The sequence below is a fragment of the Maribacter thermophilus genome (assembly GCF_001020565.1).
Taxonomy (GTDB): Bacteria; Bacteroidota; Bacteroidia; order Flavobacteriales; family Flavobacteriaceae; genus Maribacter; species Maribacter thermophilus.
In genome coordinates, this window is record NZ_LDAS01000001.1 from 2819158 (window position 1) to 2837641 (window position 18484).

17 protein-coding genes are annotated in these 18484 nt (G+C 39.5%); 6 read left to right on the forward strand and 11 right to left on the reverse strand.

All coding sequences use genetic code 11. The features are described from left to right. The first annotated feature begins 19 nt into the window (after positions 1–19). Both AB657_RS12170 and AB657_RS12175 read left to right on the forward strand, forming a co-directional pair. Positions 20–604: a MarC family protein gene (locus AB657_RS12170; RefSeq protein ID WP_047246728.1), complete on the forward strand. Its 585-nt coding sequence runs from the start codon at positions 20–22 to the stop codon at positions 602–604. 35 nt (positions 605–639) lie between these two features. Further along, positions 640–846, forward strand: coding sequence for a hypothetical protein (locus AB657_RS12175; RefSeq protein ID WP_047246729.1), 207 nt, complete (start codon positions 640–642; stop codon positions 844–846). Here AB657_RS12175 and AB657_RS12180 read toward each other — a convergent pair. From AB657_RS12180 to AB657_RS12195, 4 genes are all read right to left on the reverse strand, one after another. Then, positions 840–2465, reverse strand: coding sequence for a S41 family peptidase (locus tag AB657_RS12180; RefSeq protein WP_047246730.1), 1626 nt, complete (start codon positions 2463–2465; stop codon positions 840–842). The genes AB657_RS12175 and AB657_RS12180 overlap by 7 nt on opposite strands. 17 nt (positions 2466–2482) lie before the next feature. Next, positions 2483–2914 (reverse strand): deoxycytidylate deaminase, encoded by a 432-nt coding sequence (locus AB657_RS12185; RefSeq protein WP_047246731.1) that lies wholly within the window; start codon positions 2912–2914, stop codon positions 2483–2485. An 86-nt stretch (positions 2915–3000) separates the two neighbouring features. Then, complete coding sequence (locus AB657_RS12190) at positions 3001–3558, reverse strand: HupE/UreJ family protein (RefSeq protein WP_316933220.1); 558 nt, start codon at positions 3556–3558, stop codon at positions 3001–3003. A 45-nt stretch (positions 3559–3603) separates the two neighbouring features. Then, positions 3604–4344 (reverse strand): TerB family tellurite resistance protein, encoded by a 741-nt coding sequence (locus AB657_RS12195; protein WP_047246733.1) that lies wholly within the window; start codon positions 4342–4344, stop codon positions 3604–3606. Between the two features lie 134 nt (positions 4345–4478). Between AB657_RS12195 and AB657_RS12200 the strand changes: the two genes are divergently transcribed. From AB657_RS12200 to AB657_RS12210, 3 genes are all read left to right on the forward strand, one after another. Beyond that, positions 4479–4889: a BrxA/BrxB family bacilliredoxin gene (locus AB657_RS12200; protein WP_047246734.1), complete on the forward strand. Its 411-nt coding sequence runs from the start codon at positions 4479–4481 to the stop codon at positions 4887–4889. Positions 4890–4958: 69 nt separating this feature from the next. Continuing rightward, complete coding sequence (locus tag AB657_RS12205; RefSeq protein ID WP_047247978.1) at positions 4959–5696, forward strand: lysophospholipid acyltransferase family protein; 738 nt, start codon at positions 4959–4961, stop codon at positions 5694–5696. Then, positions 5693–6370 carry an HD domain-containing protein gene (locus tag AB657_RS12210; protein WP_047246735.1) on the forward strand — a complete coding sequence of 226 codons (678 nt, stop codon included), beginning with the start codon at positions 5693–5695 and terminating at the stop codon, positions 6368–6370. The genes AB657_RS12205 and AB657_RS12210 overlap by 4 nt, the downstream gene beginning before the upstream one ends. Positions 6371–6428: 58 nt before the next feature. Here AB657_RS12210 and AB657_RS12215 read toward each other — a convergent pair whose 3' ends face one another. Beyond that, on the reverse strand, positions 6429–7877 hold the full coding sequence (locus tag AB657_RS12215) for a glycosyltransferase (protein WP_047246736.1): 1449 nt from the start codon (positions 7875–7877) through the stop codon (positions 6429–6431). A 271-nt stretch (positions 7878–8148) separates the two neighbouring features. Here AB657_RS12215 and AB657_RS12220 point away from each other — a divergent pair, with 271 nt between their 5' ends. Then, complete coding sequence (locus AB657_RS12220) at positions 8149–9573, forward strand: Gfo/Idh/MocA family protein (RefSeq protein ID WP_047246737.1); 1425 nt, start codon at positions 8149–8151, stop codon at positions 9571–9573. 98 nt (positions 9574–9671) lie between these two features. On the opposite strand, the gene AB657_RS12225 is transcribed toward AB657_RS12220, so the two are convergent. The 6 genes from AB657_RS12225 to AB657_RS12250 all read right to left on the reverse strand — a co-directional run bounded on the left by AB657_RS12225 (position 9672) and on the right by AB657_RS12250 (position 18474). Further along, on the reverse strand, positions 9672–10745 hold the full coding sequence (locus AB657_RS12225) for a PA0069 family radical SAM protein (protein ID WP_047246738.1): 1074 nt from the start codon (positions 10743–10745) through the stop codon (positions 9672–9674). A 48-nt stretch (positions 10746–10793) separates the two neighbouring features. Then, positions 10794–12344: a hypothetical protein gene (locus AB657_RS12230; RefSeq protein ID WP_047246739.1), complete on the reverse strand. Its 1551-nt coding sequence runs from the start codon at positions 12342–12344 to the stop codon at positions 10794–10796. A gap of 18 nt (positions 12345–12362) precedes the next feature. After that, positions 12363–13145: an enoyl-CoA hydratase/isomerase family protein gene (locus AB657_RS12235; RefSeq protein WP_047246740.1), complete on the reverse strand. Its 783-nt coding sequence runs from the start codon at positions 13143–13145 to the stop codon at positions 12363–12365. 13 nt (positions 13146–13158) lie between these two features. Then, positions 13159–14577 carry a sensor histidine kinase gene (locus AB657_RS12240; RefSeq protein ID WP_047246741.1) on the reverse strand — a complete coding sequence of 473 codons (1419 nt, stop codon included), beginning with the start codon at positions 14575–14577 and terminating at the stop codon, positions 13159–13161. A gap of 135 nt (positions 14578–14712) precedes the next feature. Next, positions 14713–15264, reverse strand: coding sequence for a CopD family protein (locus tag AB657_RS12245; protein WP_047246742.1), 552 nt, complete (start codon positions 15262–15264; stop codon positions 14713–14715). Positions 15265–15348: 84 nt separating this feature from the next. Next, positions 15349–18474, reverse strand: a complete 3126-nt coding sequence (locus AB657_RS12250) for a WD40/YVTN/BNR-like repeat-containing protein (protein WP_047246743.1) — start codon at positions 18472–18474, stop codon at positions 15349–15351. Between the last annotated feature and the right edge of the window lie 10 nt (positions 18475–18484).

The window sequence follows — 18484 nt, forward strand, 5'->3', positions numbered from 1 at the left end:
ATTTGCAAAAATTTTTCAAATGACCCTTAATTTTGACTTAAGAGAGATCGCAACGGCCAGTATGGTATTGTTTGCGGTTATAGATATTTTAGGGAGTATCCCTATCATTATTGGTTTACGAAAAAAGGTAGGCCATATACAATCTGAAAAAGCTTCTGTAGTAGCCGCCTGTATTATGGTCGCGTTTCTTTTTTTGGGAGAAGAAATACTTGATTTAATAGGTATAGACGTTAATTCTTTCGCAGTAGCGGGTGCTTTTATTATTTTTTTCTTGGCTATTGAAATGATATTGGGAATTTCGATCTACAAAGATGATGAGCCCGAGAGTGCTTCCATTGTCCCCATTGCTTTTCCTTTGATAGCCGGTGCCGGCACCTTGACCTCCATTCTATCGTTAAGGGCCGAATACAATGTTGAAAATATAATCATTGCCATCGTTATAAACATAATCTTTGTTTACATAGTTCTTAAGTCATCCATAAAACTGGAAAAGATTCTAGGTAAAAACGGAGTCAACGTAATTAGAAAGGTATTTGGTGTAATACTAATGGCCATAGCCGTTAAATTGTTCGCCGCGAACATAAATGAGCTTTTTAACCAATAAAAAAGAGCGTATTTTTGTAAATAATATCACAGGTTATGAATAAGACGCTTTATATTATCTTGGTAGTAGTGGCAATTGCCCTAATCGCATACAATATTACATTGATAAACTTCTCCGACCCGTTCGAAGGCAATAGTATTGTTGCGATTATAGGTATTATGGCATCTTTATGCGCCATAGTGCTGATCTTGATTTTTTATACCAGCAAAAAAATACAGAAGAACATAGACGAAGATCAGTAGTTGGCGTGCAAGGCCTCCTCTTGTCCTATACCCAAAGAATCACCATCTAACTCCCTTACCTTTTTAAGCATAGGGTCAATGACGCTTTTAATTTTTGCATGTGCGTTTGCATCGAACAATTGCTCGGCCAATGCCGCCTTCAGGTACAGTTTTATACTATCCTCGTAATCGTAAAAATCCATTTTTAAATCGCGATCAAGCGAATAATTGACGAATTTTTCGAACAAATAGTCATCTACCTTATAGTAGTTAATGAATTCTTCTTTGGTATAATCGGCATACATATCCCTTTCCTTGTCAAGGTGTTCAAAGATAAAAAAGGACAAGAATCCCAAGTTGTCCATACTTTCAACGGCTTCCTCTTCATTGGTCCCGATAGGCACGAACACATCAGGTATAATTCCACCACCGCCATAGACCACCTTTCCCTTTGGAGTCGTATACTTTAAAGAATCCGCAACTTTGATACTGTCTACCGAAATCATTTCACCACTATGGTAACGATCCATAAACCTTTGATAATAATCATCGTTACCGTTCGCATATGTTCTTTGAATACTTCTACCTGTAGGGGTATAGTATCTAGAAACCGTTAAACGAACCGCAGAACCGTCTCCAAGGGCCATTTCTCGCTGTACAAGACCTTTCCCAAAAGACCTTCTTCCTACGATGGTACCTATATCGTTATCTTGTAATGCCCCTGCTATGATCTCACTGGCAGATGCAGAACGTTCATTGATCAGCACATAAACGGGCTTGTCTTCAAAACTGCCGTCGTCCGTTGCATATACTTTATCTATCTTTCCCTTTTTGTTTTTCGTAAAAAGAATAAGCTTTCCGTCCTCTAAAAACTCATCGGCCATTTGTTCCGCTATACCCAAGTATCCACCAGGATTATCCCTTAGATCTAAAACCAATTTTTTAGCCCCCTCTTTTTGTAATTCCCGCAATGCCGATTTAAATTCTTTATAAGTAGATTCGGCAAATCTATTTACCTTGATATAGCCCATATCGCCGGTCAACATAAAGTAAGATTCTATACTTTTTATGGGTACTACCCCCCTATTTACCGTTACGGCAAATGTTCTATCCTCCGATTTTCTATATACGGTCAATTTTACGGGACTCCCTTCTTTGCCCTTCAGCTTATCCACTATAACCTCGCTGGGCATTCTTTTTCCATAGAGGGTATCATTATCGGCCATTAAAATTCTGTCACCGGGCTCAATACCTTTAGAAAAACTTGGCCCGTCTTTTACCGCCCTAATTACGGCGATGGTATCATGATAAGGATAAAAATTAATGCCGATACCAACAAAATCGCCTTTCATGTTCTCAGAGACCCGTGTCATTTCCTCTTCAGGAATATAAACGGAGTGTGGATCTAATTTCTCTAAAATGCTATTAACGGTTATATCTACGATGCTATCCGTATTTACATCGTCTACATATTCATAATCTATATAATCTATAAGACGATTGAGTTTGTCCTTTTTAGAATTCGTAGTAAACAATTTTTCGGGTGAATCATTGAAGTTCAGTTTACCTCCTAGGAAGATACCGAGCGCCAAAGCCATGGCTATTATGGTTGGTATTAGGTAACTATACTTGTTCTTCATTGATTTTAAATTAAGACCTAATCGTCTATTTGGGGCATATACTCTATTTCTACCCCTGCCCTTTCCAAAAATTTGAGACCGGAGTCATCTTTATACCCAACTTGATATACTACACGTTTTATGCCAGATTGATGAATCAACTTACTACATTCCCTACAGGGCGAAAGTGTAATATACAAAGTGGCCCCTTCGCAAGACTGTGTAGAAGAAGCTACTTTTAAAATAGCATTCGCCTCGGCATGCAAAACGTACCATTTGGTATACCCTTCCTCATCCTCACAAAAGTTTTCAAAACCGGTAGGGGTGCCGTTGTAACCATCTGATATTATCATACGGTCCTTAACAATAATGGCGCCTACTTGTTTTCGTTTACAATAGGATAATTTACCCCATTCTTTGGCCATTCTTAAATAGGCCCTGTCATATTTCTGCTGTTTTGATTTATTCATCTCGGATGTGACATAAGCCACGGTTTATCTAATATACCTGCTTTCTGGTCCCTTTACAAAAGGATAGAGACATTTTTAACAACTCTTTACCAAGGAAACGTCTGATATAACAACGGTATTGTAATCAACAACACTATACCACTGGCCACCCACACAAAAATGGGTTGTTTTACTTTTAGAACGGTTTGAACAAAATAGGCCAGTATTAAAACTATCATTACGACGGTAACCTGAGAAATTTCGATTCCGCTAGCGAAACCTATAAGTGGGGTCACCTTTTCATCTTCGCCAGAAACCAACATTTTAAAATAATTTGAAAACCCAAAGCCATGGACAAGACCAAAAAATGCCGTAGCTATCGCATGCAGTCCTATACTTTTACTGCCCTCCAACATTTTTTGATATATAATATTAAAGACTGCCGTAAGCAATATGGTAACGGGAATCAAAAATTCTATCAGGGACACATCCACCACCACTACTTCATAAACAGACAGCATTAAAGAAAGACAATGTGTAACGGTAAACACGGTGGCCAGAACAAGTACCTTTTTCCAACTTTTAAAGGTAAAGGGTATGGCCAAAGCCGATAAAAACAAAATATGGTCATATGCCCCCAGATCCAGAACATGATTTAACCCCATTTTTAAATAGAACCAAAAATCTTCCATAGCAAACTTAAATTACAATCAATTTATTCCACGTTCTTTTTGAATGGTCTCATAGGCCAACTGTACCTGTTTAAATTTCTCTTCGGCACCTTTTTTAATAGCTGCATCTTGTGTATTTACCCTATCGGGATGGTACTTCTTGGCCATAGACCTATAAGCTTTTTTAACCTCGTCGTTGGTTGCAGACTTGTCTATCTCCAATATTTTATAGGCATTGTCGGCAGACTTGATGAACATCGCCTTTATACTTTCAAAATCGTTTAAAGAAACCCTAAGGTAGCCTGCTATTTCTTGTATTTTGTTTATCTCTGGCGCACTTACGTTACCGTCTGCCTGGGCTATACCGAACAAGAAATGTAGTAATTGTAATCTTACCTCATAACGCGTACGCTGGGTTAAAAAAGAACATATACGCTGCGCAGAAATCTCTCTTTTTTTATTGATTTCGTTAAATGTCCTAAAAATGGCATTGGCCTTGTCTTTACCATATGTAACAACAAAATACTGTCGTACATAATCCATTTCTTGCCGACTTATTTGACCATCTGCCTTTATTACAATCGAACATAACGACAGTAAATTGAGCTCAAAATCCGCAGGCGATACATTAGGCCTGGTAAAATCCTTAAAAACCGTTTGTGCCTGCCCGGTACCTGACCCGAACATACTATCCAATACACTACCGGCAAAAAATCCAAGAATAGCCCCAGCAAGACCTCTAATAAAAAAGCCTATCAAGGCTCCTACCCATTTAATCATTTCACTATTTTGATATTTGCCAAAGATAAAATATTAACAAGAGATTATAGAACTAAGGAAAAGTTAAGGTCGGCAAAGAAATAGTTCTAATTGGTTATCTTTGTTAATCAGATTTTTAATTAAAAAAAAAGACTATGTATCCTGCGGAATTAGTAAAACCAATGAGAGACGACTTGGCTTCTGCCGGGTTCGAAGAACTATACACGGCCGAAGCGGTCGAAAAAGCCATAAAACAAGAAGGTACTACATTGGTAGTAGTGAATTCTGTTTGTGGTTGTGCCGCTGCCAACGCGAGGCCCGCTGCCAAAATGAGCTTGCAAAACGAAAAAACTCCAGATCACACCGTTACCGTATTTGCAGGTGTTGATACCGAAGCTGTAAATGCAGCAAGAGATTTAATGGTTCCATTTCCTCCATCTTCACCTTCTATGGCGTTGTTTAAAAACGGAGAGTTGGTACACATGATCGAACGCCATCATATTGAAGGTAGACCTGCCGAAATGATCGCCGAAAACCTGATCCAAGCATACAACGAGTTCTGCTAGGAATTTTTGCTTCGATTATTTTAAAAGTTTATGACCGCTCGTAAAAGAGCGGTTTTTTATTTTTGCATTATGAGCAAGGTTTTATCATACATTATTACCCCTATTTTCTTTTTGGCCTTTGGCTTGTGCTTGGCAATTTTTCACCCCTTACAATGGTTGGGCCTAAAACTATTTGGCTACATAGGCCTAAAAAAAGTGGTGAGTGTACTTAACTGGTCCTTAATGAGGTGTACCAATATATTAGGCACGACCTATAGATTTACAAATCCGTATACCATACCCAAAAACAGGCCTTTGATCGTTGTTACCAACCATCAAAGCATGTACGACATTCCCCCATTAATTTGGTATATGCGTAAAAACCACCCAAAATTCGTTAGTAAAAAAGAACTCGGAAAGGGTATTCCAAGCGTATCTTTCAATTTGGTCCATGGGGGATCGGTCTTAATAGATAGAAAAGATGCCAAAGCCTCTCTAATGGAAATAGCAAAACTTGGTTCTTATATTGAAAAGCATAACAGAACAGCTGTTATTTTTCCAGAAGGCACAAGAAGTAGAGACGGCCATCCCAAGCCTTTTAAACCCATGGGGCTTAAAATGTTATTAAAGAAAGCTCCTTCTGCCCTTATAGTGCCCATAAGCATCAATAATTCTTGGAAACTGGTCCGTTATGGAAAATTCCCCATGGGACTTGGGGCCAAAGTATCTTTTGATGTACACGAACCTATAGAAAACAAAGGTAATATCGATGAATTAATAGCCAAAACAGAGGCTGCGGTAGTATCTGGAATAAATTCTTTTAAATGACAGATACAGCAATTGTTGAAGAAACCATCAATTTTGTAAAAGACACCTTAAAACATGCCGAAGGCGGGCATGATTGGTTTCATATTCAGCGAGTTTACAACAATTCGTTACTTATAGCGAAAGATGAAGAGGTAGATACCCTAGTGGTAAGTTTGGGGGCCTTGCTACATGATATTGCCGATGCCAAATTTCATAATGGCGACGAAAAATTAGGACCCAAGATGGCAACCGATTTTTTAACCTCACTAAATGTTTCAAAAGAGACAATAGACCATGTAGTTAAAATAATTGAGAATATCTCTTTTAAAAATAGTTTGGAGAAGGATAAAGAGAACCCTTTTTCCTCTATAGAACTAAAAATTGTTCAAGATGCGGACCGTTTAGATGCCATAGGTGCTATTGGTATCGCTAGGGCCTTTAATTATGGCGGTTTTAAGAACAGACCTCTCTACAACCCTGAAATAGCCCCAAAACTAGACCTGACAAAAGAAGAATATAAAAAATCGGTAGCGCCGACCATCAACCACTTTTACGAAAAATTACTATTGCTAAAAGAAAAGATGAATACCGAAACCGGCAAGAAACTGGCCGAACAGCGCCATCAATATATGCTAGACTTTTTAGAGCAGTTTTATAAGGAATGGGACCCTTTAACACCTCATCGACCTTCTTAAAAAAATAAAGGGAGCATGGTTATACACCAAACTCCCCTATTAAAACGTTTTTATTCGTTTATTTCTTTTCTGGCAGACCTCTTGTCAACCATCCCCTTCTATTTGCCGTGGCTATAGCATAAGGGGTAATCCAAAACAAACCGAACGTATATAGTATACTATAAGAGTATGCCCAAAAAGACTCCATGAAGTTATATCTTTTGGCATAGAATATTACAGGGAACGTTGATAGAATCAGAATACTTAACAAGGTTGTGCTTACGAAAAGCAAAGGATGTGTAAGTACAAAGAACATCATGAACAATAAAAAAGGATAGCTCATTACAATTTTTGTAGCTTGACTAAAAAACAACAATCTAGTTCCACTTTTAGAACCTTCCCTAAAGTTCTTAAATACATATTTGGACATCTCAATGTTCTCACGCACATTACTTCTGCCCCATCTGATAAACATTTTATAAAGACCTTTATACTTTTCTGGCACATTGGTATATGCATAGGCGTTTCTTTGAAACAACACATGATACCCTTGTTTCAATATCATATTCGTCATTGCACGGTCTTCCCCAATATCTGAAGGCTGCCCCATAAACTTTTGGTTGATCCACTCTGGCAAGCAGGCAAAAACGGCGGTTCTACGATATGCGGCCAATGCCCCTGGCGTACATAATACAGAATTTAAACTACTTTCTGCCGAACGAACAAACTCAAAGCTCAATACAAAACTTACATCTAGCATTTTTGGTATAAGTGCTTCTTTATTGTTCAACACTCGAATGTTGCCGGCTACGGCACCACATTTTTCATTGGTTACGAACGGACTCACCAAATTTCTTAACGTATCTTTCTTGACAATAGAATCACTATCAACCGTCACGAACACCTCTCCAGTACCCTCGTTAAAACCACGATAAAGGGCATGGCGCTTGCCTTTATTTTCAGGTTGCTGATAAATGGCCAACCTATCTCCCAACTTCTTTTTGGCCTCTTGCATCCAATACCAAGTATCATCCTTACTACCATCGTCTATAGAAAGCAACTGAAGTTTTTCTTTAGGAAAATCGCTTTCCGCCAAACTCATCAAGGTGTCCCAAACTTGTTTTCCCTCGTTATAGGCTGGTACGATTACCGTACAGGTCGGCAACTCATCGTCACTCACGGAAGAAATAGGCTTGTATCTAAAATATCTGTATAATGTATAAACAAAAAAACCGGCTTTAAACACAAACAAAGAACCAGCAATGGCCATAAAAATCAATCCGAACGTTGTACTTCTTCTTTCTATATTGAACTGTTCATAATCGGTCTGTAAAACATACACGACATAAATAGAGGCCAACATTAAGACAAAGGTGCTACCCATAACAAATACTCCCCAAGCATTGGCATTTTCTAGAAACGATTTTACTTTTGATTTTAGTAAGAATCCGTTTTTAAAATTCGGAGAAACCTGATCGTCGTCTTCGTTCGATTTTTTTTGAAGTAATGGTGTGTTTACTGTTTTCATAAATATGTTCTATGGTGTTTTGTTCTAAAGGGTTATACGTTACCAAAGTTCATTTGGATCATATCTTAAGACAATTTTAAACAATAGATGATTTCTTAACATAAACATGCATTTTTAGCACCCATAAAAGCCTATGGCAACAGATCTCGCAATACTATTGTTTAAAAAGCAAACAAACAGGTCTTAAATTATTAATTCAATAAACATCCCTTATTTCTTTAAAGAATTTCTATTTTTTGTACCTTAATCCCTCAGACCAAATTAAATAATCATGCAACGTAGAAAATTTATCAAAAACGCCGCAACAGCATCGGCGGCATTTACCATTGTACCCAGTTTTGTTATGGGCAAAACACACGTACCACCTAGCGACACCCTGTATATGGGAGCTTTTGGAGTCGGTGGCCGTGGAGCAGGAGTTATTCAGGGTTTACACGAGACCAAAAAAGTGAAATTTGTTTCTTTCTGTGATGTAGACGACAGGCGAGCCGCAGAAACATACAAAAAGTTTCCGGATGTAAATAGGTATAAGGATTATAGAAAGGTCTATGACAAACAACTGAAAGATATTGATGCTATCATGGTTGCCACTCCAGACCATATGCATGCAAGTATTGCGCTCCCTTTTATGAGGGCCAAAAAGCATGCCTATGTAGAAAAACCCTTGACACATAATATAAACGAGGCCAGGATCATGACCAAAGTGGCCAAAGAAAACGGGATCATCTCTCAAATGGGCAACCAAGGAGCCTCTAGCGACGGCAGCCGCGAAGCCAAAGAATGGATACAATCTGGAATTATAGGCAAGGTATATAAGGTAGATTGCTGGACAAACAGGCCCGTATGGCCACAAGGGGTACCACTACCCACGGGCAAAGACCGTATTCCAAAAGGATTGGATTGGGACTTATGGTTGGGTACCGCGGAGATGAGAGATTACAACGATGCCTACCTTCCTTTTAAATGGAGGGGATTCTGGGATTTTGGAACAGGTGCTCTAGGCGATATGGGCTGTCATATCATGGAAACTCCTTTTAGCGTTCTAGATCTTGGTTACCCTACCGAGGCAGAAGCAAGTTGCACCACCAACTGGGTAGGCGATTTTGTTGAGGCGGACTATAGTGAATCTTGCCCTGCTTCTTCAATAGTAAGATTAAAATTCAATACCGCCGAACACGGTGACGTAGCCCTTAACTGGTATGACGGTGGTTTACTACCAGACCTTCCAGATGAGTTAAAAGATGGCGAAACTATCGGTGATAGCGGAGGAGGAAGTATTTTTTATGGCACAAGAGGAATTTTGGTATGTGATACCTACTCTAGAAACGCAAGATTATTACCTTCAAGTACCATGGAACTGTTGACCCCTCCAAAACCCTATTTAAAAAGAATAGAAGGTGATACGGGCAGACACCAACGTAATTTCGTAGAAGGATGTTTGGAAGGAAAAGAAACCTCCTCCGATTTTAAACGCTCAGGTCCATTGACAGAAGCTGTTTTAATGGGTAACTTGGCCATAAAAGCATTCCAGTACAAAAAATTGAAACCAGGTAAAAAATTGGGCGATTGGGACCCTTTTGAATATCCAGGCCGTCGTAAAATTCTATGGGACGGTGATAATATGAAAGTGACCAATTGGGACAAAGCCAATGAATGGGTAAAAGGCAGTTACCGAAAAGGATGGGAACTAAGCTAGTGCCTTAATAAAGATAAATACGAAAAAAAGCTACGACTTGGTCGTAGCTTTTTTGTTTGCCTCCATGGCAAGACCTTAAGCAAATATTTCCTAATTAGTTAGAACAACCGCATTTGCCCTGTTTTATAAGCTTCATGAAGGGCAGTGTTCAATTTTGGATACTCTTTGCCCTTAAAGTATTTATGTTTGGCCAAGCGGACCATATCATGTATCTGAGTGGCCACAATACCTTCCCCTCGGTTTCGTATGCCAAAACGACTATCGTTTAAAGATCCCCCGTGACATTCTTGTATCTGATGCAAAACCTTATCTGCTTTGTTGGGCATGGTCTTTTGTATCCAATCGGTAAAAATTTCGCCGATAGCACCATTTAAGCGTACTACCGTAAAGCCAAAGGACCTTGCTCCATTATCGGAAAAGGCCTTTGCCAGGTTCAATATTTCATGACTATTGATTCCGGGTATAATAGGTGCCAACATAGCATTTACGGGGATACCGTTGTCGGAAAGTACTTTTATGGTTTCCAATCTCTTTTTAATCGTCGTAGTTCTCGGCTCCAAAATGCGTCTTGTTTCCTCGTTCAAAGAAGTGACCGAAATATTGACACCCACCAACCTATGTTTGTTCAATTCGACAAGAAGGTCCAAATCCCTTAAAACAAGGGCATTTTTTGTTATGATCCCTACGGGATGTCGGTACTTTAAAAAAACCTCAAGACAGGCGCGTGTTATTTTATTCTCTTTCTCGGCAGGTTGGTAACAATCTGTATTTCCGGATAGTACGATCGTACAGGCTTTCCAGTTTTTACTTTTTAACTTTGCCTCCAATAATTTGGGAGCATCCTTTTTTACCAGGATCTTACGTTCAAAATCCAATCCGGCACTATAACCCCAATATTCGTGTGTATTTCTTGCATAGCAATAAATACAGCCATGTTCACACCCTTGATAAGGATTCATTGAATACATCATGCCCACATCGGCACTGGTGACCTTGTTAACAATGGTTTTAGGAAAAATAGGAATGTATTGCGTACGGTTATTATCTGCCTCTTCGCCCTCTACCCTACAATATTCCAGAAAATCGTTTCTGGTCTCATAAATGTCGTTAAGAAATTTATTAGGGGTGTTCTTTTGCGCCCCTCTTCCTTTTAAGGGGGTTTTTATATTCATTTTTATTGGATTTATTCCAAAAATATGGAATAAATCCAATAAAAAATGTTAATTAACAGTTACGCGTACCAATTGCTTTTTAGACCCTCTTTTGGCGTAGAACATAAGTTCGTCCTTAAACTTATCTATGTAAGGTCTTGAAACCATCAAAGGCAGTCTGGCATCTCCATCATCTATTACCTTTTCATAGCTCATTTTACCGCTTCCGTCCAATTTTATCAAAAAGATATTTCTATTACGAGATAACCCTTGTTTAAACATAATACGTTCAGCACTTAACTGTTGCGGGTTTTCAGAAGCGGTACTAATAAAGAAATAGGTGGTTCCCCCTTTGGTATATGCACTGTAAGAGGTGTAGGCATCATCACCTTGGGTAACTTCGGTCTTATTAATGTTTCTTGCCCAAATCAGGTCTCCATTGGCCTGTAGTTTGGCACTTACGATATCGTTGTGATGATATCTGGTTACCATAACCCTACCCCCACTGGTATTCGCTTGTGTGCTGGTACTGGTAAAATACTCTTCCGCATTGAAAAGAATTTCTCCTGTAGCACTTATATCCATGCTTTTAAAAATGAGATTTTTTATAGTCTTGTCTTCTTCACGTCCAAACTTGTCCATCATAAACTGTTGTGAAAAAGGGTTGAATTTTTGAGATTCTATGCTAAGTGTATTGGGATCTAACTTAAAATAAGCGATACCATTGTACCGATTATCTTTTCTGTCGGCATAAAAACCTAGACATAGTAACTCATTCTCTCTAAAGATTGGCTTTAGGGCCTCTGGGAATTTTCCCGGAGTATAAAAAGACTGTACACTTCTTCCAGAAGCAGAAACGCGTACCATTTCATACTGAAACTTACGTTCTGTGGCATTGAACCTTTTCTTTTTAAAATAAGCTTTACCTACCAAATAAACATTGCTCAAGTCTTCTGAAAACGTTACGGTCTCAAAGGCATAATTTTTTTCCTCTACTTCTTCCGAGAAATCGTGCTCTACCAATTTATTAAGACTCGCATCAAAAACATATATAAAGTGTTTGTTCTCTTTACGTTTCTTAAAATGCGTCGTAATGGCGAATGCCGATTTCTTATCGTTGAACAACACAGAGGTAGTAAACCCAGACGAAAAATTACGGTTGTAATAATTACGGTCCAATGGCTGTGTTACAGGTTCAGACTCAATACTAAGTATCGTTTCCTTCGTAAAATGATAATCTGTATAGGGGCTTCTATGAACCTGATATTCATAGGCCTGTTTATTGTAATTGTACTCTAAGAAAAGTAGGTATACTTGTCCGTTCTTCACATAGGCATTAACAAAGTTGGCATTTTTAAGCTTATAGTTGAACTCTGATAATAGCTCCAAATTCTGGTTATAATGCTCTACAAAATACCCTTTTGGCTTAAGAACGATACCCGTGTAGTATGACCTAACGATTACCGTACCTCCATTACCATCGTCGGCAATGGCCAACAGATTGGAATACTTGTATTTATCATTATACTTTTCACCTATGGTATAGGTTATATCATTTTGTTGGGCAAAAGCACCAACGGTCATTGTGATACATAAAAAGACAATAATTTTCTTAAGCATAATTGATCCGGTTTAGTGTTACGAACCTGGAAAATCAGCTTTTCTTTTCTCTAGAAAGGCCGTGGTACCTTCAGAAAAATCGTCCGTTCCGAAACAAGCTCCAAAGGCTTCTATTTCCTGTTCATAACCGTTAACAGTATTCATAAAACCCGCATTTACAGCTTTTATTGCATATGAAATGGCCACCGAAGAATTATTACAAATTTTATTGGCTATTTTATAGCACAACGGTAGTAGGTCTTCTTGTGAAGTTACATGGTTTACCAAGCCGTAATCTTTAGCCTGCTCGGCAGAGATCATACCGGCGGTCATGATCATCTCCATGGCCCTGCCCTTACCAACCAACTGTGGTAAACGCTGTGTACCTCCATATCCGGGAATAAGACCTAAGGAAACTTCTGGCAATCCCATTTTTGCATTATCGCTGGCCACCCTAAAATGACAGGCCATGGCCAATTCCAATCCACCGCCCAAAGCAAAACCGTTAACCGCTGCAATTACAGGTTTAGACATACTCTCTACAAAATCGAACAACAGCTCTTGTCCTTTGGCGGCCAATTTTTGACCTTCTTCCATAGAAAAATCCGCAAATTCAGAAATATCGGCACCCGCCACAAAAGCCTTTTCACCACTACCCGTAAGAACAATAACCTTCACATCTTCATCATCATTTAATGTTGAAATGGCCTGGTGAAGTTCTTGAATGGTCTCTTTGTTCAGGGCATTCAATTTCTTCGGACGGTTAATGACAACTGTAGCCACCACATCTTTTTTTGTAACTAGAATCGTATTGTAAGACATAAACTCTATTTTATTAATTGGACATTATTTCTCTAGGGAACTTAACACAAAATACGGTACCCTTACCTGGTTGTGATGTAAATTTAATAGTTCCCTTATAGGTTTCCACAATATTCTTTACCATACCAAGGCCCAAGCCCATACCACTTGTTTTAGTGGTGAATTTTGGTTCGAAAATTTTATCTTCTACCTCTTTTTCTATACCTACACCATTGTCGGCAACCGATATTTTCACCATATCGTCCTCTACGGCAACAGAAACCAAAATTCTGGGAGATTCAACATCGGGAACCGCCTGAATGGCATTTTTCACCAAATTAGTGACTACCCTGATCAATTGCGTACGGTCTAGCTTGGCTATAATCTTTTCTTCTTCGGTTATAAAATGTATATAATCCTCATTAAAAATATCAAGGGCCAATTTCACGACTTCGACAATGTTCAGGGTCTCGTTTTGCTGTGCCGGCATTTTGGCAAAATTGGAAAAAGCGGACGCTATGCTGCTCATCGTATCTATTTGCTGAATGAGTGTTTTTGAATATTCATCCACTTTTTCATTGATATCTGGATCGTTAGGGTCAAAATTTCTTTGAAAACTCTGAACACTCAGACGCATGGGGGTTAAAGGATTTTTTATTTCATGTGCCACTTGTTTGGCCATTTCCCGCCATGCCTGCTCTCTCTCACTTTTTGCCAATTTGGCGGCACTCTGGCCAAGTTCGTCTATCATGGCATTATAGGAAGAGATCAATTTTTCGATTTCTTCGCCGGGTTTGTCAATATGTATTTTTTCATTTCGTCTGGTAAGGTCTGTTCTCTCCATCATTCCCGAAATAGTTTCCAAAGACCGAGTAATGTATTTTGAAACAAAATACGCAAGACCTATCGCCAATAAGAGCATCAAGAAATACACACCTGCCAATCTGGCCAAAAATTCTTTCAACTCTTTATCGTTGAACGAATTGTCTTCAAAATATGGTAAATTAAGAATGCCTATAGGTTTAAACTGCCTGTCCGAAATATAAGTATACGAAGCTTGGTATTGATCTCCGGCAGCAGAGTTTTTCTCCACATACCGCTTATCTACACTGGCCTCCAAATGATTTAAAACCTCAGGGGACAAACAAGTAGGCACGGGATCGTTATCAAACTTTGGCCTAGAACTTTTTATTAACTGACCATCTAAGGTATACAGATTAAAATTCATGTTTTGCACTACGGCAATTTCATAAATTTCATCCTTGAAAATTAACCCTAAATTCTCTGTGGTTACGGGATAGGTCGTTTTTTGAATCGCCAGATCAATACTTTGTCGGATCTGTTCTTCCTTTCTTTCCATCCTATTTTGATGGTAATCGATATTTATTTCCCTAAACTGATATATAGTAACCCCCATGATCAGCACAGAGGCGACCAATACCAATAGAATCATTGATATAAAAATCCGGGATCTTAGAGAAAATTTACTGAACAAAGGATCGAAGTTTCATCAAAGTTAGCAAATATCGCACCAAAATTAGATGTTCATGCCCAGATAGCCATCCAACGGATATAGTTATAGTATCTATTAGGCTTCGGGGCTCTTGTTTCTTATGCGCTTATATAATTTAATGCCCAACATTAGCAATACTCCTAAACAGATGATTCCCACGACCCCAAAAATCCAATTGAAGGCACTTTTCAATATCACCAAAAAGACAACGGCAAAGAGTATCAAGGTAGCTACTTCGTTCCAGATACGCATATAATTGGAGCTGTAAACGATCTCATCACGCTGAAACTTCTTAAATATACTATGGTTTCTAAGGTGATAGGCAATGAGCAATACTACAAACAATAGTTTAACATGCATCCAAGATTGGCTCAGCCATTGTGGGGCCAATATCAATAACCAAATAGCAAAAAACGTAGCCAAAATTGCCGATGGCCAAGTAATGATATACCAGAGTCTTTTGGTCATCAGCTTTAGTTGTTCGCTAATTATTTCCTTGTCGGGCGAAGGTTTTTGGTTCGCTTCGATATGATAAATAAACAACCTTGGAATATAAAAAAGCCCTGCAAACCATGTAATAACAAAGATTAAATGCAGGGCTTTTATATAGTTATAGTATTCGGTCATCGATATATGCTTTCAACGTAAATAGAGAGACCAAAGTTAGCAAAACTAATTACATGCCAACCTGTACCTACCCATTCAAAACCACTATATTCTCAATGCCCCTATACCTGCCTGCCAAAGTAGTTTATTGTACGCCGGCAAGTCTTTGTTCATTATTTCCTCTCCTCTGGCCTTTAGTTGTATCCATTGTTGGTCCAATTCTTTTTTTCTATTCAAATTAGATTGGTTCACCCTAGGGATACTGCCACTGGTCTGGTTCAACAAAAACAGGTACTCCGCGGTAAACTTATTAGGAAAGTTCTCCACATCGTCATAGGCCTGTGATTTCCGCTGAATCATATCATGGTCCCATGCATCCATTTTTTCCAACAAGGCCTCACCTTGCTTTTTAACAGACTCGTCCTTTACAGATTTTAGAACTTCTTTTAAGTCCTTTTGTACAGCATACAAACGATTCACCATATGATGCATATCGGTGATCTTCGATTCCATTTCGGTCATTAGCGCATCATACTCCTCATATTGCCCCACCTTGACCTCAAAAGTTGGCACGGCCTTGATCTCTGCTTTCGTGGAGACTGTTTTTTCACCTACGGTCAACTTTATGTCATAAACACCAGGAATGGCCTTGTGCCCCCTAAAATTAGCCTCGATATAGGTATCTGGAATACTAGGTATTATAGCATGTCCCATATCCCAAACAAAACGGTTCAACCCTTCCTTTTTCGCAAGTAAAGGGGCCGGTGGCGCACCTCCTCCATTATGGGGTTTATAATCAGGGTCTTTTTCAGAACTTAAAGTTCTGATCAGTTTTCCGTTCGCATCCCTAATCTCCATAGATAGTTTTGTACCATCTTCCAATTTGGGCAATTCATAATAAATGACCATACCATTTGCCGGATTCACCCCTTCAAAATCATCGGTACCGGTTACTTTTTCTGAACTACTGTTCAAAGGGCTCCCCCAAGAACCGGCATAGGCTACCCCAGGTTTTAAAATTTTCAGTTCCTGGTCTTTTGTCCGATATTGAGACAAAGCGGCCAAATCGTCCAATATCCAAAAAGAACGACCCGAAGTGGCCACGATCAAGTTGCCTCTGTGCACTTTTAAGTCCGTAATAGGGGTAATGGGCAGATTCAATTGAAAAGGCTCCCATTTCTTACCTCCGTTCCATGAAATGTACATTCCCTGTTCGGTACCTGCGTAAAGCAAATTTTTTCGGCTCTCGTCTTCCCTAACAACCCTTGTAAATGAACCATATGGAATACCTTCACTGATATTTGTCCAAGATTTCCCATAATCAGTGGTCTTATAGATTGCCGGGGTATAATCGTTAAACTTATATCTTGTCGTAGCAATATAAGCGGTTGCGGGATCGTGTGGAGAAACCTCGATGGCATTGACCAAACACTCTTTTAATCCTTTTGGGGTTACATTCTCCCAATGTTCCCCATTGTTTCTTGTAACATATACATAACCATCATCGCTACCGGTCCAAAAAACACCCTTTTCATGAGGAGACTCTATCATATAGGCCAAGGTGCCATAGTTCTCAGCACCAACGGCCTCATTGGTATATGGCCCACCTCCATTACCTTGTTTTTCATCTATATCCCTTGTAAGATCGGGAGAAATTTCTTCCCATGTAACTCCCATATCCCTTGTTCTCAATACTAATTGGGCGCCGTGGTAATAAGTTCCGGGTTCATGTTTAGAGCCAATAATAGGTGCGTTCCAATTATACAGATACTTCATATTCCTGGCCTCACGACCCAAGTATTGAATGGGTGCCGCCATAATATTGGTAGACCCCTTGGTTTCCATATCCAGCACCTCTATGGTGCCCAAATAACTACCTCCAAGTACATATCGCGGGTTATCGGGGTCAAAGGCCAAAAAAGCACTTTCTCCTCCTGCGGCATATGTCCAGTCCTGTTCGTTAATACTTCCTCTTCCCATAGATAGGCTAGCAATGCGGACCGAGGTATTGTCTTGCTGACCTCCATAAATATTATAAGGGAACAGGTTGTCTACTTTAATTCTATAAAATTGGGCCGTTGGCATATTGTTTTGTGTGGACCATGTTTTACCAAAATCAAAAGAAATGGTAGCTCCGCCATCATCGGCCAACACCATATTATTGGAATTATCCGGATTAATCCACAAATCATGTGTATCGCCATGGGGTATATTAATGGTTTTCCAAGTTTTGCCTCCATCGGTAGAGCGCAATGCCGGTGCACTTAACACATAGACCGTATCTTCATCGTTAGGATCAACAAAAACCTCAATGTAATACCACGCCCTTTGCACCAACCTATTATCTCCACTGACCATAGACCAAGAAGCACCTGCATCTGAAGAAACGAACAATCCGCCTTTATCGGCATTGGAATCACTCTCGATCAAGGCATACACCTTATTTGAGTTTGAAGGACTCACCGCTATGGCCATCTTCCCTTTTTCCTCGGGCAGACCTTTGTGTATCTTAAACCAAGTTTCGCCCCCATCGGTAGATTTATAAAGACCACTGCCTTCCCCTCCACTTATTACCTTATGAGGTTTACGTTGGTGTTCCCACATAGCGGCATACATTATTTCGGGGTAGTTGGCATCCATAGACAATTCGGAGGCCCCCGTCAAATTATTCACGAACAAGGTGTTTTTCCACGTTTTTCCACCATCTACAGACTTATAGATGCCTCTTTCAGAAGTGCCTTCGTGCAAGGCCCCTTGTGCGGCAACATACACCACCTCCGGATTCGTAGGGTGGATGATTATCCTAGAAATATGCTGTGTTTTTTCAAGACCTATATGTTTCCAGGTCTTACCGGCATCGGTAGATTTATATACGCCATCTCCATAGGAGGTCATTACCCCTCTTGGAGCGTGCTCTCCCATTCCACAATACACAATATTAGGGTTAGATCTTGAAACGGTTACCGCACCTACAGATCCAGTTTTAAAATACCCGTCAGAAATATTCTCCCATTTTTGGCCTGCGGTCTCCGTTTTCCAAAGACCACCACCCGTGGTGCCCATATAATAGGTCATTGGGTCACCGACAACCCCTGAAGCAGTTACCGACCGTCCTCCTCTAAACGGACCAATGTTACGGTACTTCATTGGTTTAAAATATTCATTTGCGGCTTGGGAAAAGCCAACAAAGGCCAAGAACCCAAAAATGAGGTTTATTATAATCTTTTTCATGGTTTCTTGA